The sequence below is a fragment of the Hallella mizrahii genome, from assembly GCF_009695775.1.
Lineage (GTDB): Bacteria > Bacteroidota > Bacteroidia > Bacteroidales > Bacteroidaceae > Prevotella > Prevotella mizrahii.
On record NZ_VUNG01000014.1, the window covers coordinates 55,008 to 77,683 of the forward strand.

Annotated in this window: 18 protein-coding genes; 13 read left to right on the plus strand and 5 right to left on the minus strand. The window is 50.6% G+C overall.

Annotation, left to right across the window (positions count from 1 at the left end):
- Positions 1-72 precede the first annotated feature (72 nt).
- The 4 genes from FYJ73_RS07075 to FYJ73_RS07090 form a co-directional block, all read right to left on the minus strand.
- Positions 73-1,113: a DHH family phosphoesterase gene (locus tag FYJ73_RS07075; RefSeq protein WP_154534016.1), complete on the minus strand. Its 1,041-nt coding sequence runs from the start codon at positions 1,111-1,113 to the stop codon at positions 73-75.
- A gap of 114 nt (positions 1,114-1,227) precedes the next feature.
- A complete protein-coding gene (locus FYJ73_RS07080) occupies positions 1,228-1,608 on the minus strand; it encodes a hypothetical protein (RefSeq protein ID WP_154534017.1) in 381 nt (126 codons plus the stop codon).
- Positions 1,609-1,635: 27 nt separating this feature from the next.
- Entirely contained in the window at positions 1,636-2,112 is a 477-nt protein-coding gene (gene ribH / locus FYJ73_RS07085) for a 6,7-dimethyl-8-ribityllumazine synthase (RefSeq protein WP_154534018.1), read from the minus strand.
- Between the two features lie 45 nt (positions 2,113-2,157).
- The gene (locus FYJ73_RS07090) at positions 2,158-2,850 is read right to left on the minus strand and encodes a tetratricopeptide repeat protein (RefSeq protein WP_154534019.1); all 693 of its coding nucleotides are present in this window, start codon (positions 2,848-2,850) and stop codon (positions 2,158-2,160) included.
- Between the two features lie 208 nt (positions 2,851-3,058).
- On the opposite strand from FYJ73_RS07090, the gene recF reads away from it, so the two are divergent.
- The 6 genes from recF (at position 3,059) to FYJ73_RS07120 (ending at position 10,812) form a co-directional block, all read left to right on the plus strand.
- Positions 3,059-4,159: a DNA replication/repair protein RecF gene (gene recF, locus FYJ73_RS07095; protein ID WP_154534020.1), complete on the plus strand. Its 1,101-nt coding sequence runs from the start codon at positions 3,059-3,061 to the stop codon at positions 4,157-4,159.
- Positions 4,160-4,225: 66 nt separating this feature from the next.
- Positions 4,226-4,516, plus strand: a complete 291-nt coding sequence (locus FYJ73_RS07100) for a DciA family protein (RefSeq protein WP_154534021.1) — start codon at positions 4,226-4,228, stop codon at positions 4,514-4,516.
- 41 nt (positions 4,517-4,557) lie between these two features.
- The gene (locus FYJ73_RS07105; protein WP_235899275.1) at positions 4,558-6,786 is read left to right on the plus strand and encodes a hybrid sensor histidine kinase/response regulator transcription factor; all 2,229 of its coding nucleotides are present in this window, start codon (positions 4,558-4,560) and stop codon (positions 6,784-6,786) included.
- A 203-nt stretch (positions 6,787-6,989) separates the two neighbouring features.
- Positions 6,990-8,168, plus strand: a complete 1,179-nt coding sequence (locus FYJ73_RS07110) for an MFS transporter (RefSeq protein ID WP_154534022.1) — start codon at positions 6,990-6,992, stop codon at positions 8,166-8,168.
- A 9-nt stretch (positions 8,169-8,177) separates the two neighbouring features.
- Complete coding sequence (locus FYJ73_RS07115; protein WP_154534023.1) at positions 8,178-9,059, plus strand: carbohydrate kinase family protein; 882 nt, start codon at positions 8,178-8,180, stop codon at positions 9,057-9,059.
- A gap of 244 nt (positions 9,060-9,303) precedes the next feature.
- Entirely contained in the window at positions 9,304-10,812 is a 1,509-nt protein-coding gene (locus tag FYJ73_RS07120) for a glutamine synthetase family protein (RefSeq protein WP_154534024.1), read from the plus strand.
- A gap of 83 nt (positions 10,813-10,895) precedes the next feature.
- Here FYJ73_RS07120 and FYJ73_RS07125 read toward each other — a convergent pair whose 3' ends face one another.
- Positions 10,896-13,025 carry a glycoside hydrolase family 2 protein gene (locus FYJ73_RS07125; RefSeq protein ID WP_206081721.1) on the minus strand — a complete coding sequence of 710 codons (2,130 nt, stop codon included), beginning with the start codon at positions 13,023-13,025 and terminating at the stop codon, positions 10,896-10,898.
- A gap of 313 nt (positions 13,026-13,338) precedes the next feature.
- On the opposite strand from FYJ73_RS07125, the gene FYJ73_RS07130 reads away from it, so the two are divergent.
- The 7 genes from FYJ73_RS07130 (at position 13,339) to thiL (ending at position 22,493) form a co-directional block, all read left to right on the plus strand.
- Positions 13,339-15,819 (plus strand): bifunctional UDP-N-acetylmuramoyl-tripeptide:D-alanyl-D-alanine ligase/alanine racemase, encoded by a 2,481-nt coding sequence (locus tag FYJ73_RS07130; protein WP_154534026.1) that lies wholly within the window; start codon positions 13,339-13,341, stop codon positions 15,817-15,819.
- Positions 15,820-15,997: 178 nt separating this feature from the next.
- Positions 15,998-16,972: an alpha/beta hydrolase gene (locus FYJ73_RS07135; protein ID WP_154534027.1), complete on the plus strand. Its 975-nt coding sequence runs from the start codon at positions 15,998-16,000 to the stop codon at positions 16,970-16,972.
- Positions 16,973-17,003: 31 nt separating this feature from the next.
- On the plus strand, positions 17,004-17,417 hold the full coding sequence (locus FYJ73_RS07140) for a hypothetical protein (RefSeq protein ID WP_154534028.1): 414 nt from the start codon (positions 17,004-17,006) through the stop codon (positions 17,415-17,417).
- A 208-nt stretch (positions 17,418-17,625) separates the two neighbouring features.
- Positions 17,626-19,395, plus strand: a complete 1,770-nt coding sequence (sppA, locus tag FYJ73_RS07145; RefSeq protein ID WP_154534029.1) for a signal peptide peptidase SppA — start codon at positions 17,626-17,628, stop codon at positions 19,393-19,395.
- A 5-nt stretch (positions 19,396-19,400) separates the two neighbouring features.
- The gene (gene lpxK, locus FYJ73_RS07150) at positions 19,401-20,588 is read left to right on the plus strand and encodes a tetraacyldisaccharide 4'-kinase (RefSeq protein ID WP_154534030.1); all 1,188 of its coding nucleotides are present in this window, start codon (positions 19,401-19,403) and stop codon (positions 20,586-20,588) included.
- A complete protein-coding gene (locus FYJ73_RS07155; RefSeq protein WP_154534031.1) occupies positions 20,473-21,291 on the plus strand; it encodes a purine-nucleoside phosphorylase in 819 nt (272 codons plus the stop codon). Before lpxK ends, FYJ73_RS07155 begins: the two co-directional genes overlap by 116 nt.
- Before the next feature lie 86 nt (positions 21,292-21,377).
- Positions 21,378-22,493: a thiamine-phosphate kinase gene (gene thiL, locus FYJ73_RS07160; RefSeq protein WP_154534032.1), complete on the plus strand. Its 1,116-nt coding sequence runs from the start codon at positions 21,378-21,380 to the stop codon at positions 22,491-22,493.
- Positions 22,494-22,676: the final 183 nt, after the last annotated feature.

Consider the following 22,676-nt stretch of genomic DNA (forward strand, 5'->3'; position numbering starts at 1 on the left):
AATATTGCAAAGGTAGCAAAAAAAGGCTGGATAGTACTGATATAGAGGAATAAAAAACATTAAATGCCTTTATCAGCCCTTCAGTTGCTCACTATAATATGCAAAGGCCTCGCGTGTGATCTTTTCTGCTTCCTCGATCGAGCAGTCGAGATGCCCGCCGCTGGCGTTGAAGTGTCCGCCGCCGTTGAAGAAGCGGCGCGCCATGTCCTCGACGGAAAAGTCGTCGACGGAGCGCAGACTGATCCATATCTTGTTGTCGATGCGGTCGTCTTCACGCAGCGAGATGCTGACCTTCATGCCCTTGATGCGCAGTGGCTCGTTGACAAGTCCTTCGGCGTCGCCCCGCTTATAGTGGTAGTCGAGCATGTTTTGGCGAGTGAGCGTATAGTAGGATGCGTGAAGATCCTCAAAGACGTTGAGTTTCTGCGACATCAGATAGCCGCGCAGGCGGATGGCCCATGTGCTGTAGTTGTTGAACACGTTGCGATAGATCTTGTCCTTGTCAATGCCTTTGGTGAGCAACTGACAGATGATATAGAAAATCTCCGGGCGTGAGGACGCAAAGGTGAAGCCGCCTGTGTCGGTCATCATGCCGCAATAGTCGCAAACGGCAAAGGTCTTGCTGAGCTTATCGAAGACGCCCAACTGCCAGGCGACACGGAAGACAACTTCCGACGCCGAGCAGAACTCTTCTGAACTGACCTTCACATCGGCCTGCATCTGTGGACCGAGATGATGGTCGAAGAGCACACGCGGTGCCTGACAGGCGGTGAGAATCTCTGCCATGGCGTCGACACGGTTGTTGTCGTTGAAGTCGATGCAAAAGAGCAGGTCAGCCTCGTTGAGTGCCTGCGCGACTTTCTCGGGATGCTTGTCGTAGCGGATGATGGCGTGAGTGCCGGGCAGCCACTGCAAGAAATCGGGATAGGCATTGGGCATGATGACGGTAGGCTCCTTGCCGAAAGCCTCACGCAGGCAGGTAGCCCAGGCAAGGCATGAGCCCATCGCGTCGCCGTCGGGACGTGAGTGGCCTGTTATCACGATATGATGGGAAGACTGTATTTTTTCTCTCAGCCAAAGAAGATCGTTCTCGGAAAGTACGTTGAGATTCATTTCTGTATTCATGGATGCAAAGGTAGTAAATAATTGGTAAATGTGAGATAGTTAGAAGAAAAAATCAGGGCAGGATCTCTCCTGTCCTGATTGTAAGAAGAAAGATAAAGGATGTTACTCTTGATGCAGCTCCTCAAAGGCTTTGTCGAAAGCTTTTGGGTGGCGCGCTGTGAAGCAGATGTTGACCAGACAGTTGGCGACAAGCTCATCGTCGGTGAGGTCAACGCCTTTCTCTCTGACGAGGTTTTTGCCGAGACAGACCTCCCACGTGGTGTTGAAGTCGCGGTCTTCTGCTCCCATATACTTCAGATCGCCCGGTCCGTCGATGATCTTGAAGCGTATCGGCTTCTTGGATGGCACGGGACGCATGTCCAGCAACAGGTCGTAGGCCAGGCGGAGCTGGTCACGATAGCCCGATGTGCCGGGATACATATTGTTAATGGTGGCCATGATCTCGTCGAAACGATAGGCCTGCAAGAGATCGTAGAGAATCATAACACTGCTGATAATGATATTTATTCATTAGAACTTTGCCATCTTGATGGCGTCGATGGCGCACTCATCACCTTTGTTGCCGAGTTTGCCACCACATCGGTCCACTGCCTGCTGATGATCATCGGTGGTCAGCAGTCCAAAGATCACCGGAATGTTCTGTGTGGCATTGAGTCGGGAGATGCCAAAGGTGACGCCCTGGCAGATATAGTCGAAGTGCGGCGTGTCGCCACGGATGACACTGCCCAGGATGATGATGGCATCGAAACCATCGTTCTTGCACAGTTGCTGTGCGCCATAGACGAGCTCGAAGCTGCCGGGCACAGTCTTGACATGGATGTTCTCGGGCAGCGCACCGTGCTTCTCAAGGGTAGACACGCAACCGTCGAGCAGTGCGCCTGTGATGTCCTTGTTCCACTCGGCGACAACGATACCGAAGCACATGTTGCTGGCATCGGGTACGCTGGCCGTATCGTAATCGGATAAATGATGTAATGCTGTAGCCATAATATGATTAGCTAAATCCTCCTAACGTTTCGAAAGAGCCATTGCTTAGTTGCTGGCTCTCTCAATATATTTGTCGATCTCGTTGCTCTGAACAAGCTGTGAGTTGACATATTTCTTCTTGATGTCCTGATAGACTTTCAGTGCGTCGGCCTTCTTGCCCTGAGACTCGAGCAGTTCACCGGCCTGCAGGCGGAAGATAGGAGACAGGCTGTTGTTGGCGCCGTCCTCGGCTTTGTCGTCGGCCTTGTCAGCAGCCTCCTGGAGTTTGCTCACAGCCTTGTCGATCTGTCCGACATGAGCGTAGGCATTGCCCAATGCCTCGATGGCGGCAGGGCTGACCATAGCATCGCCCTTGGGGGAGTAGTCCTCAAGATATTTCACGGCATCGCTCCACTTGCCCAGATAGGCATAGCTCAGTCCGGCATAGAGCTTGGCAAGGTTGCCGGCATCAGTAGAACTGTAGTCATCGGCAATCTTCACAAAACCGGTATATCCGGCACCGTCGCCGTTGAGGGCTTTGTCGAACTGTTCTGCATTGAAATACTCCTGTCCACGGGCCAATGCCGTACTTGCTTTTTCCTCACGGGGACCGCCGATGAATGCGCTATAGCAGAAATATCCTGCGACAATGACTACCACCGCAATGATAGCTCCCAGTAAAATCTTCTTGTTCTTGTCGAAAAACTCTTGTGACTTAAAGGCAGCGTCAAATGTTGCCTGACCGTTGTTGTTTGCCATTTATTTGAAATGATTTTTGTTATTTCATTGATAATTGATGATACACAGCAGCGCCGTTTCCTTCGGGTACGGCCAATATATCGGTACAAAATTAGCAATTTTCCCTCACATACTAAAATTTAAACGACTCTTTTTTCGCTTTTTCGCTTCAAAACTCTTATCTTTGCACATGTAAGGCAAGGGAAAGCCCCATAGAGCCCATAGGATCATGAGACTGAAGAAGATATCAATCATCAATTACAAGAATATTAAGAGCACTGCACTGGAGCTCTCGCCGAAGGTGAACTGCTTCATCGGCAACAATGGTGAAGGCAAAACCAACATCCTCGACGCTGTCTATTTTCTCTCGTTCTGCCACAGCAACTTCACCAACATCGACTCACAGGTGATCAACCATGACCAGGAGTTCTTCGTCATCGAGGGCGACTATGAGGGCGACCAGGGACAGCAGGAAAATATCTACGCGGCTATGAAGCGCGGACGGCATAAGCAGTTCAAGCGTAACCATAAGGACTATAAGAAGCTCTCGACACACATTGGTCTCATCCCGCTTATCTTTGTCACGCCCTCGGACAACAGTCTGGTGACGGGGACAAGTGAGGAGCGAAGACGACTGATGGATGTGGTCATCGCACAGTATGACCATACCTATATGGACGCACTGACACGCTACAACAAAGCTTTGCAGCAGCGCAATGCCCTGTTGAAGATGGAGACGGAGCCCGATGCTACGCTCATGGACCTGTGGGAAGAGGAGATGGCTTCGGCGGGAGAGGAGGTCTTTCACAAGCGCAGCCAGTTTGTGGAGGAGATGACTCCTGTGTTTCAAGATATCTACGACATGCTCTCGGATCACCACGAGGCGGTATCGATCAACTATGTCTCTCACGGGCAGCGTGGTCCACTGCTCGATGTGATCCGCCGCGACCGTCAGCGGGACCGTGCCGTGGGCTATTCGCTGCACGGCATCCACCGCGACGACTTGGAGATGATGCTTGAGGGCTATCCCATGCGGCGGGAGGCCAGCCAGGGACAGACAAAGACCTACGTGCTGGCACTGAAACTCGCTCAGTTTTCTTTCTTGAAGAAGACAGCATCCGGCACGACGCCTTTGCTGCTTCTCGACGACATCTTTGACAAGCTCGACGCCAAGCGCGTGGAACAGATCATCAAACTCGTGGCCCGACCCGACTATGGTCAGATCTTCATCACGGACACCAACCGCGACCATCTCGACCATATCCTCCAACATGTGGGCGAGGATTATAAGCTCTTTCATGTCGAGGACGGAAACGCGACACAGTGTTAAGTGTTGACTCTTTTTGCTCCAAAGTGAGAAAAGTGTTCATTCTCAATTTATCGTTCATCTATATATATGTTTAAGCGTGAAGTAAAACCAATTGGTGACCTGCTGAAGGAAATGCTCAGAAAGGAAGGACTGGAAACGCCCCTGCTGCAGCGACGTATCGTGGATGCCTGGGACGTGGTCACCGGACACATGATCTCAAGCTATACACGGGAAAAGTTCATCCGCAACCAAGTGTTGCACGTGAAGATCGACAACCCGGCACTACGGCAAGACCTCAGTATGATGCATACGCAACTCACCCGTCGACTCAACGAGGCTGTCGGCTCCTCGGTGATCAGCGACGTGAGGGTCTACTGATGGATACAACGACCTAAGACCCTCGTAAAAGCCAATACCACATGAAGAAACCTAAGACCATACGGATAGTTCCACTCATCTTAATATCCATGATGCTGCTCCTGCTCATCACGGGTTGCACACCGCGCGTCTCCTATAAATATAAAATAGGTGTGTCGCAGTGTGTCGGCGGACGCTGGCGCGACAAAGTCAACAACGAGATGCTGTCCGCACAGCATCTCTACGACACCGACGTGAAAGTGTGCATCACCAACGCTGACAACAACACCGACCGGCAGCGGCAGCAGATCGACAGCCTCATCAATGCCGGCGTGGACTTGCTCGTCATCTCACCCAACGAATATCGTCCGCTCTCACCCTGCGTGGAAAAGGCGAAGAAACGTGGAATTCCCGTTATTCTCTTTGAGCGCAAGACTTCATCGCAAAATTACACTGCTTATATCGGTGGCGACAATGTGGAGGCAGGACGAGCGATGGGTACCTATGCCGCACGACTGTGCCACGACAGCATACACGTCGGGCGACGGCCGGTCGTCCTTGAGATCACCGGTCAATTGGTGACATCGCCGGACCGTGAACGATACGAAGGATTCAGCACTGTCATGAAGCAACACCCTGAACTCGACTTTCAGCATATCAAGACCAACTGGACGTTTGAGGACTCCTATGCGACCACGAAGAAATGGCTGCTGGAGGGCAAGCCTCTCGACGTGGTCTTCTGCCATAGCGACTTGGCGTCACTTGGCGCTTACAAGGCCGCCAAAGAGCTCGGAAAAGAAAAAAGTATCTATTTCCTCGGTATTGACGCACTCCCAAATGAAGGTATTGAGGCCATTCAGCAAGGAAAGCTTGCCGCCAGCTATATCTATCCGACACACGGTGAAGAGATTATCGCTTTGGCTCTGAAAATTCTGGAACACAAGCCTTATAAGCGTGAAAACATCATCAAGAGCGTTGTTGTCACACCACAGAATGTCGATGAGATTGCTGTCAATGCCAATGCGATGATGCGACAAAACGAGTATCTCATTACTATACAGAATAAACTCGAGGATTATCTCGGGCTCTATCACGTGCAGCGTACTATTCTCTTTGTGTCTGTTTGTGTGGCGCTTGTGCTGTTCATCGCCGTTTTGCTGGTGTGGAGAGCCATCGTGATCACACGGCGCGCTAACCGACGGATAAAAGAACTGGGGAAAGAGCAAATCCGCTTCTACACCAATGCCAGCCACCAACTGCGCACGCCTCTGACACTCATCAACGGCCCGCTGCAGCAACTTAGTGAGAGCAAGACACTCAGTGTGGGCGACCATGAACTGCTCGACATCGTACGGCGCAATGCGGAACAATTGTTGCATCTTGTCACCGATGTGCTGCAATTCCAAAAGGAAACGCAAAAGATGGTCAAGGAGCCGCAGCCCGATGACGCACACGCCATCAGCCGACGGTCGGTGCAGGACGGGCAACATGACATCGTCGTGCGCGACCAAAGTGACGAGCTCGCGACTGTGTTGATCGTTGACGACAACGATGACATGCGCCGCTACCTGCGCACGCTGCTCCTCAACCGCTATTACGTGCTTGAAGCCAGCGACGGACAGAGCGGTTGGAAACTGGCACGCGAGAGTGTGCCCGACCTGATCATCAGCGACGTGATGATGCCAGTGATGGACGGACTGACCTTCTGTGGCAAGATCAAGACGGAGCCCTTGACCAGCCATATCCCTGTCATCCTGCTAACAGCGCGCAGCACAGAACAGCAACAGGCCGAAGGACTCAGCCATGGTGCTGATGCCTATCTCACCAAACCCTTCAGTGCCGAGGTGCTTCTCGCGCATATCGCCAGCCTGCTCGCCAATCGACAGAAACTCAAGAAAGTCTTTTCCGCAGAAAAGCAACAGACGAATGAAAACCAGGAACAAGAAGAAAAGCTTAGCACGCCCGACAAGATGTTCATGGACACACTGCGCCAGGCTATCCTTAGGAATATGAGCAACACCAAACTTAAGATGGACGATCTCGGGGCTGACATGGGTATCAGCCGTGTGCAGCTCTACCGAAAGGTGAAGGCCATGACGGGCATGTCTCCTGTGGAATTGCTGAAAGAGATGCGCCTCAAACGGGCCATGAAATTGCTGAAAGCCACCGACAAGACTGTGGCGGAAGTAGCCTATGAGGTAGGTTTCGGTACACCTGGATATTTCTCTTCTTGTTTTAAGAAGCAATACGGCAAATACCCAACAGACATCAAGGAAGACGCAAAAGAGTAAGTTTAAGGGTATCGAATGACTTAACAATTGTTTCATTCGATGGAAATATTGATACATGTCGAAAAAGTTACAGCATTTGTATGAATGCATAACATAACATTGAATTTGTTTTCGTAATTTCGTGGCAGCAATTAAAGGATAGTCCTTTTTTAACGAAGGCGGTCTTTAATGATATAGAACAAAAAACCTAAATTAATAAAGACATGAACAACAAAATCAACAAGCTGGCTCTGGCCAGTGTCATGCTTTGCTTCTTTGCCATGGGGTTCGTTGACTTGGTGGGCATAGCATCGAATTATGTGAAGAGTGACCTGGGGCTCAACGATGCCACTGCCAATATCTTCCCATCTCTGGTATTTTTCTGGTTTCTAATCTTCTCTGTGCCGACGGGTGTGCTGATGAATAAGATCGGGCGAAAGAAGACGGTGTTACTTTCACTCGTTGTCACCGTGGTGTCGCTCTTGTTGCCGCTCTTCGGTGAGAGCTTTGGACTGATGCTCGTCAGCTTCTCGCTCTTGGGTATCGGCAACGCGCTCATGCAGACCTCGCTCAACCCCCTTGTTGCCACAGTGGTTCGCGGCGGCCATCTCGCCTCTACGCTCACCTTCGGCCAGTTTGTCAAGGCTATCGCCTCGTTCATGGCTCCCTATATCGCTGCTTGGGGTGCTACTCAAGCCATTCCCTCCTTCGGTCTCGGCTGGCGTGTGCTCTTCCCTATCTATATGATAGTCGGGATCGCTGCTTCGCTGTTCCTGCTCTCCACACCCATTGAGGAAGAAGGACCTGCCTTTGCCGGGGAGACTTCGCCGACTGTAGGCAAGCAGTTTGCGGCATGCTTCCGATTGTTAGGCAAACCTATCGTGCTGCTGAGCTTCATCGGCATCATGTGTCACGTGGGTATCGATGTTGGCACCAACACGACAGCACCAAAAATTCTCATGGAACGGCTGGGGATGACGCTCAACGATGCCGCCTTCGCAACGTCGCTTTACTTTATCTTCCGTACCCTTGGGTGCTTGACAGGATCGTTTTTCCTGCGTGTGGTCAACAACCGGCTGTTCTTTGTCATCTCCATCACGATGATGGCCCTTTCGATGTGCGGACTGTTCTTTGGAACCACCAAACTTGTACTGTATATTGCCATCGCACTTGTAGGCTATGGAAACAGCAATGTCTTCTCACTCGTCTTCGCTCAAGCTTTGCAGAGTGTGCCTGACAAACAAAATGAGGTCAGTGGACTGATGATCATGGGACTTTTTGGTGGTACGGTCTTCCCGCTTATCATGGGCTTTGCCTCTGACGCTATGGGACAAGCCGGTGCCGTGCTCGTCATGGCTGTAGGTGTAGCTTATCTTTTTACCTATATCAAGAACGTCAAATAAATAATAACTATGAACAAAGTCATTGTCGGCCTCGGTGAGGCCTTGTGGGATTGTCTGCCCGACGGCAGCAAGTTGGGTGGTGCACCCGCTAATTTCGCTTATCATGCCAGTCAGTTTGGCAATGACGCCTATGCCATCAGTGCTATTGGTAACGACGCGCTCGGCGATCAAACGCTCAAAGAGTTCGACGAGAAGCATCTGAAGTATGTCATGCCGCGTGTCGATTATCCGACAGGTACCGTACAGGTGGAACTCGATGAAGAAGGAGTACCTACCTACGACATCAAACAAAACGTGGCTTGGGACAACATTCCCTTCACACCTGAGATAGAAAACATCGCCAAGCACTGTGGCTGTGTTTGTTTCGGATCATTGGCACAGCGCAACAAAATATCGCGCGACACCATCCACCGTTTCATTGACACCACGCCGATGGCATGCTTGAAGATCTTTGATATCAACCTGCGCCAGAACTTCTACTCCAAAGAGATCATCCAGGACAGTCTTAAAGCTTGTGACATCCTCAAGATCAACGATGAGGAACTCGTCACCATCGGTCGTCTCTTTGGTTATCCCGGTCTCGACATCGAGAACAAGTGCTATCTCATCCTTGGTAAGTACAACCTGAAGATGCTCGTGCTCACCTGTGGCACCAACGGCAGCTACGTCTTTGCGCCCGGCGTGAAAAGTTATCAGCCTACACCCAAGGTGGAGGTGGACGACACGGTAGGTGCCGGCGACAGCTTCACAGGCTCTTTTGCCTCTGCCATCCTTGCCGGTATGCCTATCAAGGAAGCCCACAAGCTTGCTGTTGAGGTCAGTGCCTACGTCTGCACTCAGCCCGGTGCCATGCCCAAATTGCCCGAGCAACTGCTCAACAGAGTGAAGTAGTTCATATTGCAATCATAGCGCTCTCCTGGAAAGGAGAAAATCAAGCTGCCTCCATACTCCTTATTATATATAAGGTGTATGGAGGCTTTTGTGTCTCATGCTTTGCTCCTATTCTTGTCATATACAAAGGATGATTAGAGTAAAGGAAGCGTAATAAAATAAAAAAATATTCTGCTTTTTCCTTTGTGGTTTCATTCCATTACCTTATCTTTGTCAGCAAATAACCAATAACTAAAAATCGACTATGGAGAATAACACGCGTATCTTAATGAACATGAATCCCGTGGTGGCTTATCTGCAGAAAGCACCAAAGGAATTCACAATGGAAGACATCATCAAACTCATCAGGTTCAAGTCGATCCAGATGGTGAACTTCATGTACCCCGGTGGTGACGGGAAGTTGAAGACGCTGAACTTCGTGATCACCAACGAGGCTTATCTGCGGACGATCCTCTGTTGTGGCGAGCGTGTCGACGGCTCGTCGCTTTTCGATTTCATCCAGGCTTCCAGCAGTGACTTGTATGTGATGCCACGCTACTCTACTGCTTTCATCGATCCTTTTGCCGAGATTCCCACGCTTTGCATGCTCTGCTCTTTCTTCGACAAAGACGGCCATCCACTGGAGAGTGCTCCCGAGTATACGCTGCGCAAGGCAATCACAACGCTGCATGACCGTCAGGAGCTGGACTTCTGGGCTATGGGTGAGCTGGAATACTATGTCATCAAACCGTCTGTGGGCATGTATCCCGCTCAGGAGCAGCATGGCTACCATGAGAGTGCGCCCTATGCCAAGGCCGGTGATTTCCGTAGCCGTTGCATGATGCTGATCGCTCAGACGGGTGGTATCATCAAGTATGGACATAGCGAGGTGGGCAACTTCACAAGGGACGGACTTACCTATGAGCAGAACGAAATAGAGTTCTTGCCCGTTCCTGCTGAGCAAGCCGCTGACGAACTGCTGATAGCCAAGTGGATTATCCGTAATGTGGGCTATCGCGAAGGGTATGACGTGACATTTGCCCCGAAGATCACAACAGGAGAGGCTGGTAGCGGTCTACATTTCCATATACAGTTGCGAAAAGACGAAAAGAATATGCTCGTGGAGAACGGACGACTGAGTGCCACTGCACGTAAGGCAATCGCCGGACTGCTTGACGTGGCACCGGCGCTGACAGCCTTTGGCAATAAGAATCCTACATCTTATTTCCGCCTCGTGCCTCATCAGGAAGCACCGACGAATGTATGCTGGGGTGACCGCAACCGCTCGGTGCTCGTGCGTGTACCGCTTGGTTGGACCTCCGGCGTGGACATGTGCCACAAAGCCAATCCCGAGGAATCGGAACGAAACTATGACACCAGTGGCAAGCAGACCTTTGAGATCCGCTCGGCCGACGGTTCGGCTGATCCGTATCAGATGTTGGCCGGCATCTGCGTAGGATTGCTCCATGGACTGGAGATGCCAAATGCTTTAGAGATGGCGGACCGCACCTATGTGGCTGTGAACATCCACGACAAGGCCAATGAGAAGAAACTTGCCGAACTCAAGTCCCTGCCCGACAGCTGTGCGGCCTCTGCCGACTGTCTGGAGCAGCAACGTGCGGTCTTTGAGCGCTACGGCATCTTCTCCGAGGCTATGATCGATGGTGTCATTAAGCAGTTAAGAAGCTTCAACGACCGCACCCTCCGTCACGATGTAGCCCTGCATCCTGAAGAAATCGCCAAACTCGTTGGCAGATACTTCCATTGCGGGTGAAGACAAATAATCACCACCGCTTCTCCTATATATATAGGTATGCGGTGGTGATTCTTTATATAATTGAGTGTTGTCTGTAGATGTTATTCTACCAATTTCTCCACTGAATCGCTGTGATTGTCACCTTCAACGCGGATAACATGCTTTCCGGGTGCCAGTTTGATAGGACAGAAAGTCCAGATGATGTTTGTAGGGTCAGGGCAATGTTCAAGAAATTGTATGGGCTGACCATCAACGAAAAGCTGTAGACTTTTGGCATTGCTATATGCTTTCACACAGTAATCGCTGTTTGCCTGGAGACGGGTCATACGTCTGCCTGTTATGTAAACGGTCGGTTCGTGGTGGTTCCACCATGCTTTGTAGAGATAGAACGCATCCTTTCTTGTCTTGCGGTCTCTTGTCACTAACCCCTTGTCATTGATATACTTGCGTTGAACATTCTCTTTGAAATGAATGCCGTCGTCAGAATCCATATAGCCTTCTTGACGGTCTGCAACGGGAAAGTCAAAGAGAATCCATGCTGAGGTGAAGTTGAGAAAAGGCATTTGCATGATCTGTCTGACGTGTTCCTCATGAACGAGATTAGCGTGCTCCTCGTAGTGGTACTTGTCGTCGGCCCGCATCTGTTTCATGTCTGTCGAGGTGATATGACAGAAAGGATTGCAGCCGGCTCCGTACTCCGAGATATTGACAACACCCATCTTTTGGTGTATCTCATTCATCTCTTTTCTGATGTTGGCGGGATTGTCGTGGTTGTAGTACCAGCCATTGTATCTGTTCTCTGAGAAGAAATCACCTTTGAGATGGATGTATCCGTCACGTTGGTAGAGACTACAGTCGGTAACGCCTACAAGTCGGTATGGATCAAGTTGCTTCGCGTCGTCGTAGAGTTTTGCAGACTCATCGACAATGCGCTGGCAGTCGATCTTCCCTTGCAGCCTGTCGGTGTTTCCCCAGCTGTCGAGCTCATTCCACATGCCCCAGAAAACGATGGAAGGATGGTTGTAGAGCGATGTGATCATCTCGCGCATCTGTTGATGAATGTTGTCGAAGTAGGCTGGTTCGGCATTCACTCCGCATACGTTGACCCATGGTATTTCTGTCTGAACGATGATGCCCAGAGAATCGCAGAGTGCGTATTCGATGTCGCGATGAGGATAATGAGCCAGTCGTAGGAAGTTGCAGCCAAGTTCCTTGATGGTCTGATAATCGCAAATAATGTCGCTGTCGCTGACGGCAGAAGCCTTGCCATCTATGTCCTGATGTTCGCTGACACCATGCAGCGGGTAGCTCTTGCCATTGAGGAAAAATCCTTTATCAGCTGTAGCTTGGAAATAACGGAAACCGATTTTAGTCTTGACTTCATCGAGTTTATGTCCTTTCTTGTCACAGATGGTCATCACAGCCTGATAGAGATAGGGATCCTTTAATCCATTCCACAAATGAGGCTGTTGGACTGTGAAGCTGTCCACGATCGTAACGGGCTGGGCGGCAGACTTGGGCAATCTGAGATTTCGTTGGCTGGCATAGACTTTCTTTCCTGCCTTGTCAAGGAGAGTGATGTCCACCGACACCTGCTGGCGGCTGCCTGACGCATTGACGATGTCGGCTCTCATACAGGCCTGTGCTTCCCGGTCGCTGACATGGGGCGTAGCAACATGGAGGCGATAAAGGCCGGTGTTTGTGGGTGAGAAATAGATAGGACTCATCTTCAAGAGCCAGACCGGATTGTGCAATCCACCATTCTTGTTGAAGTCGGAACTGACGGGTATGAGGTTGACATCCTCATGGTTGTCGCATGTTACTTCTATACGATTTTCACCTTTGCGAACCAGTCCTTTGAGATTGATCCAAAATGGAGTGTAGCCACCTTTGTGGTTTTGTACTTTAGTACCATTGATCTCGATGGTGGCCTGCTGAGCGGCTCCCTCAAAGAGTAACATCAGAGGACGGCGAAGGTCAGATTCGCTCAGAACCACATTGCGACGATAGTAAGCTTTGCCTCGATAGTATTTATGGGAATGACCGTCTGTAGCATTGTAGGAATGCGGAATGGCCACCTGCTGCCAATGGATACTGTCAAGACTGAATTGCCAGTCGACAAGTTTTTGCATATCTGTTCCCAAGTCCTGCCCCCACGTCGGGAGACAACTTAGGAGCAGGATGGTGAGAATAAATACGAACGGAATTCGTTTGTTGTTCTTGTTCTTCATTGCTGTCATTGTTTACTAAAGTTTGCACTCTCAAAGAATCGGCTTGGGATAACACCTTCTCTATAATCATTAGTCTATTACATTGATTACTAATAAATAAAAGAGGAACTGTTATTATGGCAAAGTTAAACAATTTTAGCGAGATATCCAAGTTCTTGTGCGTTAAAAGTAAGATACTAGTGAGTTCCTCCACACATGCTATGATGCGGCAGGAATAAGATAGGCTGCACTCGGGAATGGCAAAGAAAAAATACTTTTTTCTTTGCCATTTCACTCGTTTGCACTATCTTTGCAGTAGATAAAAGCAATTGCAATGACTTATACTATTGAAAAAGTAACTACACTCATCGGCGCACGCCGCTATGGTAGTGCGGATGCCAACGTCGGTTTTCTCTTGACAGACAGCCGGTCGCTTTGTTTCCCCGAGGAGACCTTGTTCTTCGCCCTTAAGTCAACACGTAACGATGGACATAACTATATCCCCGAGCTCTATCGCCGCGGTGTCCGCAACTTTGTGGTCACAGACGTACCTGCCGGTTATGCCGTTGATTATCCCGATGCCAACTTCTTGAAAGTCGTCAACACGCTCGAAGCCCTGCAGCGGCTCGCTGAACGCCATCGCGACGAGTTCAACATCCCTATCATCGGCATCACGGGCAGCAACGGCAAGACCATGGTCAAGGAGTGGCTCTATCAGTTGCTCTCTCCCCAGCTCTATGTCACCCGCAGTCCGCGTAGCTATAACTCTCAGATCGGTGTGCCCCTCTCGGTGTGGCTCATGGACGACAACACCCAGGTGGGTATCTTCGAGGCGGGTATCAGTCAGCCCGGTGAGATGCTGGCGCTGCGCGACATCATCCAGCCGACGATTGCCGTGCTGACGAATCTTGGTGATGCTCATCAGGAGAACTTTTCGTCGATGGAGGAAAAATGCCGCGAGAAACTTATTCTCTTCCACGATGCACAGACGGTAGTGTACAACGAGGATGACGCTATTATTAATAAGGTGGCTGGTGAATTCAACTACCAAGGTGAGCGCCTTTGCTGGTCGTTGAAGGACAGCAAGGCACCGATGTATGTCAAGAAGATCGAGAAGAAGGAGGCGTCTTCCACAATTCACTATATATATAAAGGTGGTAAGGAAAACCGCTATACCATTCCGTTCATCGACGATGCGTCGATCACGAACTCCATTATCTGTGCCGCTGTAGCCCTGCATGTCGGTGTTTCTGCCGAGCAGCTTGCCGAGCGCATGGAGCAGTTGGAGCCGATTGCCATGCGTCTGGAGGTGAAGGAAGGCCGCCACGGCTGTACACTGATCAACGACTCGTACAACTCGGATATCAACTCGCTCGACATCGCGCTTGACTTCATGAACCGCCGTCCCGACCATAAAGGCCGTCGGCGTACGCTCATCCTCAGCGACATCTTCCAAAGTGGCGAGGAGCCTGCCGAGCTCTATCACGAGGTCAGCGACCTGGCCCGCAAGCGTGGCGTGGTGAAGTTTATCGGTATCGGCAAGGTCATCAGTGAGTACGCCGACGAGATACAGATCGCCGAGAAGTTCTTCTTCGAGAGTGTCGGTGCCTTCATCCATAGCGAGGTCTTTAAGAGTCTGCGTGACGAGGTCATCCTGCTCAAGGGGGCGCGTAGCTTCGGCTTCGACCAGATTACAGAATTGCTCGTACAGAAAGTACATGAGACTGTGTTGGAGGTGAACCTTGGCGCTGTGGTGAAGAATCTCAACTACTACCGCTCGTTTATGAAGACCGAGACCAAGCTCGTGTGCATGATCAAGGCCGATGCCTATGGTGCCGGCAGCGTGGAGGTGGCCAAGACACTGCAGGATCATCGTGTCGACTACCTTGCCGTGGCCGTCGCTGACGAGGGTGCCATGCTCCGCGGCAATGGCATCACGAGCAACATCATGATCATGAACCCCGAGATGAGTGCCTTCAAGACGATGTTTGACTATGATTTGGAGCCGGAAGTATACTCCTTCCGCCTGCTCGATGCTTTGGTGAAAGCGGCAGAGAAAGAGGGTATTACAGGCTATCCCGTACATATCAAGCTCGACACAGGTATGCATCGCCTTGGTTTCGATCCGGAGAAAGACATGGACGAACTTATTGACAGACTGAAACATCAGAACGCCATTATCCCGCGTTCGGTCTTCTCACACTTTGTCGGTTCCGATGACAACTCATTCGACGACTTCTCTGCCCATCAGTTCCAACTCTTCGATGAGGGTAGCAAGAAACTGCAGGCAGCCTTTGACCATAAGATACTCCGCCATATCGACAACTCCGCCGGCATCGAGCACTTCCCTGAGCGCCAGTTGGATATGTGCCGTCTTGGCCTTGGACTTTATGGCATCAACAGCCGCAACAATCAGATCATTAACAACGTCTCGACGCTGAAGACGACGATTCTGCAACTGCGCAACGTACCCGCCGGTGATACCGTGGGCTACAGCCGCAAAGGCAAGATCGATCATGACAGTGTCATCGCAGCCATACCTATCGGATATGCCGACGGACTGAACCGTCATCTCGGCAATCGCCACTGCTACTGCCTTGTCAATGGCAAGAAGGCAGAGTATGTCGGCAATATCTGTATGGACGTGGCGATGATCGATGTCACAGGTATTGACTGCAAGGAAGGCGACTCTGTGGAGATCTTCGGTGACCATCTGCCCGTGACTGTGCTCAGCGATGCCTTGGACACCATCCCCTACGAGGTGCTCACCGGTATCAGCAACCGAGTCAAGCGAGTTTATTATCAGGACGACTAAAGGATCAGTACGACTAAATCCCGAAAAAGAATGAGTGAAACAGACGACGACCAAATTCCGCCGTCTCTTGAAATAAAAACATAGAGGCTGCAATGACGAGTTGTAGCCTCTTTTTCTTATCAGGATTTTCTCTTTCAAGACTCCTTATAACAAAGCTCTTCATCTAAAAGTTTGATATATGCAGAATCGTAGAAGCCGATATCTCGTACTTTGGATAGTCCTTGGCGTTCTTGCCTTCCTGACTGTCGTGTTGGGAGGCGCGAGCTGGTACATGCTTGACTATGCTTTGCGTCCTTCTTTCAACAAGGGGCGGCACGAGGCTTATATCTGGAAACGGGTAAGGCACGACTACCCGTCGTTGCGCTCTTGGACCGACAGCCTGCGGAGCAACCACTGTCTTCACGACACCGTCATCGTCAATGCCCGTGGCGACAGTCTGCATGGCGTTTATCTTTTTGCACCACGCCGGAGCAACAAAGTTGCTGTGGTAGTCCATGGCTATACCGACTGCGCTATCTATATGTTGCCGTGGGCGAAGGTCTATCAGGAGATGAACTACAACGTACTCTTGCCTGAACTCTACGGCAATGGTCACAGCGCGGGTGATCATCAGCAGATGGGTTGGCAGGACCGCGAAGACGTGCTCCAGTGGATCGACATAGCCAACCGATGCTTCGGCCTTAGTGATTCTCTGTCGCGTATGGTAGTGCATGGCATCTCCATGGGTGCGGCGACGACGATGTGTGTCTCCGGCGAACAGACGCCCTCCTTTGTGAAAGCCTTTGTCGAGGATTGTGGCTACACCAGTGCATGGGATGAGTTTGGCAGTGAACTACACGATCAGTTTGGCTTGCCTTCTTTCCCACTTCTTTACTCCGCTTCAGCTCTCTGCTGTCTGCGTTACGGCTGGTCGTTTGGCGAGGCATCGCCATTGAGAATGGTAGCACACTGTCGTAAGCCGATGCTGTTTATCCATGGCACGAAGGACGATTTTGTACCTACATGGATGGTCGATCCTCTCTATAAAGCCAAGCCGCAGCCAAAAGAGAAGTGGCTTGCTCAAGGCTCTGCCCATGCCCGAAGCCTCCACGACCATCCCCAGGCCTACCGCTGTGTAGTGAAGCAGTTTGTGGAACATTATGTAGAACCCTGACTCATTATCTTATTTGAAATCCTTTATCCCGATGAAGAAATATATCTTAGCAATCATCGTGCTGACATGTTGCTTTGCCTGTCAGCCAACAGAGGACGAGAAAGCCGCGCCGCTGATGAAAAAGATAGAGACGCTCTATCACAATGGTCAGTACCAGGCCACGCTCAACGCCATCACCCAACTGCGTGCCCGACATCCGCGTGCCATCAAGAGCCGTCAGCGTGCGCTGGTCATTTGGCAAGACGCCAGTTTGAAGATGACGCAGCAGGACATAGGACGCACCGACTCTGCCCTGCAGGCTACCATTCAGCAGATGAACGCCGAGCGCAGTTTGCTTCGCCGCAATCAGTTGCGTGTTAAACGCGACTCCCTGCAGGTACGCTACGACGCACTTTGCGGAACGGTCAGGATCATCCATGCACGGCAGAAGCAAAACAAGCAATAGCGGGCGTCTCGACTTTGCAGAATGACAGAGGATGGCGAGTAGAAATCCATCTTGTGCTCTTCATATCTGTTATAATCATGTTTCAGACAAGGACAACGTGGCGTATTCATATAGCAAAAGTTTGCTTATTTGATTTTTTTTTCGTAAGTTTGCAAAAACGTAGAACCGTTAACACTATTGTTTCTAATCATCAATCAATATCAAGTGTATGAAAGATTTCTTTAAGATGACTGGTGCAACCATTGTCGGTCTTTTTGTCTTTTCCATTGTGGCTTTCTTGATCGCTATGATGACGCTGTCTGGAATGATGGCGGCATCAGAAGCTACGGCGAGTGTGCAAAAGAACAGTGTCCTCGTCCTGAAGCTTGATGGCAGTCTGTCGGATCATGGTAGCACATCGCTGCGTGATGAGCTACAAGGCAACACGAGCCAGACGCTTGAAGATATGCTCACGGCAATCAAGCAGGCAAAAACCAACGACAAGGTAGCCGGTATCTATCTTGAGGGTGGCGGCTTCTATGCTGATCCTGCTCAGGTAGAAGAGATCTACGATGCCTTGCAAGATTATAAGAAGTCTGGAAAATGGCTGGTGGCATACGCTGACAGCTATAATGCCTTTACTTATTATCTGGCCAGTGCTGCCGATAAGATCTATCTTAATCCGCAAGGTGCCGTAGACTGGCATGGGCTGGGGGGAAAGATGGAATACTTCAAACCCTTGTTGGATAAGATTGGAATCAAATTCAATGTTTTCAAGTGCGGTAAATATAAGAGTGCTACAGAACCATTGGTTAATGAACACATGAGTGATGAAGCCCGTGCTCAAACCACAAGATTCATTCAAGGTACATGGGACAAAATGGTGACCACGGTGAGCAAGAACCGTAAGATCAGTGTTGACACACTCAACGCATACGCCGACCGGTACATAGGAGTAGAGGAAACGAAAAACTTCCAGAAATATCATCTCGTCGATGGATTGCTTTATGCAGACGAGATGAAAGCCAATATCAAGAAACGCTTGGGATTGGATAAGGACGACATGATCCCGCAGGTATCTGCCAGCGATCTGGCTTCTACGGTCAAAGAAGACGAAGGTGAGGAGATCGCTGTGTACTATGCCGAGGGAGAGATTGTCGACGAGGCTTCACCACAGTCGGTATTCAATAGTGGCAGCATGATTGTAGGAAAGGTTATGGCTGATGATCTCAACGGCTTAGCCGACGATGACGATGTGAAGGCTGTCGTCATCCGTGTGAACTCTCCCGGCGGATCGGCTTATGCTTCCGAACAGATTTGGCATGCCATCAAGGAACTGCGCAAGCGCAAGCCGGTCGTAGTGTCGATGGGAGGCTACGCTGCTTCCGGAGGTTACTATATCAGTGCGCCTGCTGACTATATTGTCGCTGAGCCCACCACGCTGACGGGCAGCATCGGCATCTATGGCGTGAGCATCGACCGCTCTAAGCTGCTGACAGGCAAGTTAGGTATTAATGCTGATTATGTACAGACCAACCGCAATAGCACGATGGGCGACGACATGGCTCCCATGACGACGGAGCAACAGTCACTCATGCAAGCCTCTGTCAATCATGGCTACCGTCTCTTCAAGTCCCGTGTGGCTGATGGCCGTGCCATGACGATGGACCGTGTGGAACAGCTGGCTCAGGGACATGTCTACTTAGGTATGGATGCGAAGAAGCTGAAACTTGTCGATGCGTTAGGCGGACTGGATGTTGCTGTAGCGAAAGCTGCCAAGCTGGCTTCTCTCTCAGAGTGGCATACCGCTTCTTATCCAGGAGCTGAGGATATGTTTGACCAGATGTTGGATCTGTTCAGCAGTTCCACGGGCTCTTATCTCGACGGTCAGCTGCGTGCCGTGTTGGGCGATGACTATGGTGCCTACATGATGATGCGTAGGGCAACTTCGATGAGTCGCTTGCAGGCACGGCTGCCTTATGAGTTGATAATCAAATAATAATCATGCGAACAGAAGGGGATTACATCAAAATCAATGAATGGCTCTTGCCACTGAGCTGGCTTTATGGCTTGGGCGTAGGCTTTCGCAACTGGCTCTTTGACCTTGGAGTGCTTAAAAAGCGGTCCTTTGCCATACCGATCATTGCCGTTGGCAACATCACGGTGGGCGGATCGGGCAAGACACCGCATGTGGAATATCTTATCCGACTGCTGAGAGATGTGGTGCGGGTGGGCGTGCTCTCGCGTGGCTATAAGCGTAAGAGCAAGGGTTATGTCCTCGCCGATGACAAGACAACAGCACGCGAGATCGGTGACGAGCCTTATCAGATGAAACAGAAATTCCCCGATGTCTACGTTGCTGTAGACAAGAACCGGTGTCAGGGCGTAGACCGGATGACACATGACAAGGCGACGCACGATGTCGATGTCATCCTTCTCGACGACGCCTACCAGCACCGCTATATCAAACCAGGCATCAATATCCTGCTCGTCGACTATCACCGTCTGATCATCTACGACAAGCTCTTGCCGGCTGGCCGGCTGCGTGAGAGTCTCAACGGCAAGAGCCGGGCAGACATCGTGATCATCACGAAGTGTCCGAAAGACTTGAAGCCGATGGAGTTTCGCGTGCTTACCAAGGCCATGAACCTCTATCCTTATCAGGAACTCTACTTCACCTGTATCGACTACGATGCACCGGTTCCGGTCTTCCCCAAAGAGGCAGAGCCGCTCGCCGATTCTGGCTCTCCGTTGTGTGGCAAGAATGTATTGTTGCTCACGGGCATCGCCTCGCCCTTGCAGATGGAGGCCGACCTGAAAAAGCAATGTCGGACGATTACTCCCTTGACTTTTGCCGACCATCATTTCTTCAAGGCAAAGGACGCGCAGCGTATCAACGAGATTTTCCTGTCGTTGCCCGAACCGCGTGTGATCGTCACTACAGATAAAGACAGCACACGTCTTGAGAATCTCGAAGGACTTGACGAAGATGTGCGGCGGCATCTCTACCGCCTGCCCATCCGCATCAGGTTTATGCTCGACGAGGCTGAGACGTTCAATCATAAAATCATTAGCTATGTACGAAAAAATTCAAGAAACAGCATCCTGGCTAAAGGCAAGGATGACAGCAAGCCCGCAGACCGCCATCATTCTGGGAACAGGCCTCGGACAATTAGCTTCCGAGATAACTAAGACGCTGGAAATCCCTTACAAGGATATTCCCAATTTCCCTGTGTCTACGGTAGAAGGACATGCGGGAAAACTCATCTTCGGTCAGCTCGGTGGAGTGGATATCATCGCTATGGATGGCCGTTTCCATTTCTATGAGGGTTACTCGATGAAGGAGGTTACCTTCCCCGAGCGGGTGATGTATGAGTTGGGCATTAAGACGCTCTTTGTCAGCAATGCCTCCGGCGGCATGAACCCTAAGTTCCATATTGGTGACATGATGGTCATCACCGACCATATCAATCTCTTCCCCGAGCATCCGCTGCGTGGCAAGAACTTTCCCACCGGTCCCCGCTTCCCTGATATGCACGAGGCCTATGACCATGAACTGGTCGCGCTTGCCGACAGCATAGCTAAGGAAAAAGGTATCTCTTTGCAGCATGGTGTCTACGTAGGCGTGCAGGGTCCTACCTTCGAGACACCTTCCGAGTACAGAATGTATCATCTCTTAGGGGGTGATGCGGTCGGCATGTCGACGGTTCCCGAGGTGATCGTGGCCCGTCACTGTGGCATCAGAGTCTTCGGTATGAGCATCATCACCGACTTGGGCGGCTTTGAGCCACCTGTGGAGGTCAGCCATGAAGAAGTACAGAAAGCTGCCAACAGTGCTGAACCGAAGATGACGGAGATCATGCGCGAAATGATCATCAGACAGCATAATAAGTAATAGACAGAGTAAAAGGCAGAGTAACTGGTATGCAGAAATAATAACACACAGCGTGTCAGTGCATACAGATACTCTTGACAGATCATATGGAAATAGCAAAGTTGGGTGAGTTTGGTCTGATCGATCATCTCACGAAAGACATTAAGCCGGTCAATGAGTCGACGCTTTATGGCGTGGGCGATGATTGTGCTGTACTTCATTATCCTGAGTCGGAAGTGTTGGTCACCACGGATATGCTCATGGAAGGCATCCACTTCGACCTTACCTATATCACGATGCAGGAGTTGGGCTACAAGGCCGCGATGGTCAACATATCTGATATCTTTGCCATGAACGGTACGCCACGGCAGATGACAGTGTCTTTGGCTATCGGCAAACGACTGAAAGTGGAGGACATCGAGGCTTTCTACGATGGCCTGCGCAAGGCTTGCGAGAAGTGGAGCGTGGATGTTGTAGGTGGAGACACAACGGCATCCTATACAGGATTGGCGATCAGTATCACGTGTATTGGTGAGGCAAAGAAGGAAGACATCGTCTACCGCAATGGTGCCAATGAAACCGACTTGGTCTGTGTCACCGGTGATCTCGGTGCCGCCTATATGGGCTTGCAGTTGTTGGAGCGTGAGAAAAGCGTGTTCTATCAACAGGTGGACGCGATGAACAAAAAGTTGCAGGAGGCGCACAAGGCTGGCAATGCCAAGCTTGTGGAGCATTTGCAGCAGGAAGCACGTAAGCTCAACGACTTTCAACCAGATTTCGCCGGCAAGGAATATTTGCTCCAACGCCAGCTGAAGCCTGAGGCGCGTGGAGATGTTATCAACTTGTTGCGGGAAAACAACATCCATCCCACAGCGATGATGGACATCTCTGACGGACTCTCTTCTGAGCTCTTGCACATCTGCAAGCAGAGTCATTGCGGATGCCGCGTCTATGAGAAGAACATTCCCATCGACTATCAGACGGCAGTGATGGCGGAAGAGCTGAACATGAATGTCACCACATGCGCGATGAATGGTGGCGACGATTATGAGCTTCTCTTCACCTGTCCGATTGGTGACCACGACAAACTCGACGCTTTGGAGAGCAAAGGCATCAAGCAAATCGGATATATTACGAAGGAGGAGCTGGGTGCCCGTCTGATCTCACGTGACAACAAAGAGTTTGACATCACGGCGCAAGGATGGAATGCGCTGAAGGAGTAAGCGTTTGACGCTACTTCTCTAGAATATGAAAAAGGCAATCACCGCATTGTGGTGATTGCCTTTTCCTGTTTTCCTATTTTGCGCCACCCAAGACCGATTTTATGGTCAGTTAGATACAGTTCTCTCAAGACGCGTTATTTTTTAGCGTCATTTTGCAACACAATGTCGTATAATTCCTTTTGT

Coding starts and splice junctions, on each gene's coding strand:
- FYJ73_RS07075 (WP_154534016.1), bottom strand. CDS start 1,113: ATGAATCTCAACGTACTTTCCGAGAACGATCTTCTTTGGCTGAGAGAA.
- FYJ73_RS07080 (WP_154534017.1), bottom strand. CDS start 1,608: ATGATTCTCTACGATCTCTTGCAGGCCTATCGTTTCGACGAGATCATG.
- ribH (WP_154534018.1), bottom strand. CDS start 2,112: ATGGCTACAGCATTACATCATTTATCCGATTACGATACGGCCAGCGTA.
- FYJ73_RS07090 (WP_154534019.1), bottom strand. CDS start 2,850: ATGGCAAACAACAACGGTCAGGCAACATTTGACGCTGCCTTTAAGTCA.
- recF (WP_154534020.1), top strand. CDS start 3,059: ATGAGACTGAAGAAGATATCAATCATCAATTACAAGAATATTAAGAGC.
- FYJ73_RS07100 (WP_154534021.1), top strand. CDS start 4,226: ATGTTTAAGCGTGAAGTAAAACCAATTGGTGACCTGCTGAAGGAAATG.
- FYJ73_RS07105 (WP_235899275.1), top strand. CDS start 4,558: ATGAAGAAACCTAAGACCATACGGATAGTTCCACTCATCTTAATATCC.
- FYJ73_RS07110 (WP_154534022.1), top strand. CDS start 6,990: ATGAACAACAAAATCAACAAGCTGGCTCTGGCCAGTGTCATGCTTTGC.
- FYJ73_RS07115 (WP_154534023.1), top strand. CDS start 8,178: ATGAACAAAGTCATTGTCGGCCTCGGTGAGGCCTTGTGGGATTGTCTG.
- FYJ73_RS07120 (WP_154534024.1), top strand. CDS start 9,304: ATGGAGAATAACACGCGTATCTTAATGAACATGAATCCCGTGGTGGCT.
- FYJ73_RS07125 (WP_206081721.1), bottom strand. CDS start 13,025: ATGAAGAACAAGAACAACAAACGAATTCCGTTCGTATTTATTCTCACC.
- FYJ73_RS07130 (WP_154534026.1), top strand. CDS start 13,339: ATGACTTATACTATTGAAAAAGTAACTACACTCATCGGCGCACGCCGC.
- FYJ73_RS07135 (WP_154534027.1), top strand. CDS start 15,998: ATGCAGAATCGTAGAAGCCGATATCTCGTACTTTGGATAGTCCTTGGC.
- FYJ73_RS07140 (WP_154534028.1), top strand. CDS start 17,004: ATGAAGAAATATATCTTAGCAATCATCGTGCTGACATGTTGCTTTGCC.
- sppA (WP_154534029.1), top strand. CDS start 17,626: ATGAAAGATTTCTTTAAGATGACTGGTGCAACCATTGTCGGTCTTTTT.
- lpxK (WP_154534030.1), top strand. CDS start 19,401: ATGCGAACAGAAGGGGATTACATCAAAATCAATGAATGGCTCTTGCCA.
- FYJ73_RS07155 (WP_154534031.1), top strand. CDS start 20,473: ATGTACGAAAAAATTCAAGAAACAGCATCCTGGCTAAAGGCAAGGATG.
- thiL (WP_154534032.1), top strand. CDS start 21,378: ATGGAAATAGCAAAGTTGGGTGAGTTTGGTCTGATCGATCATCTCACG.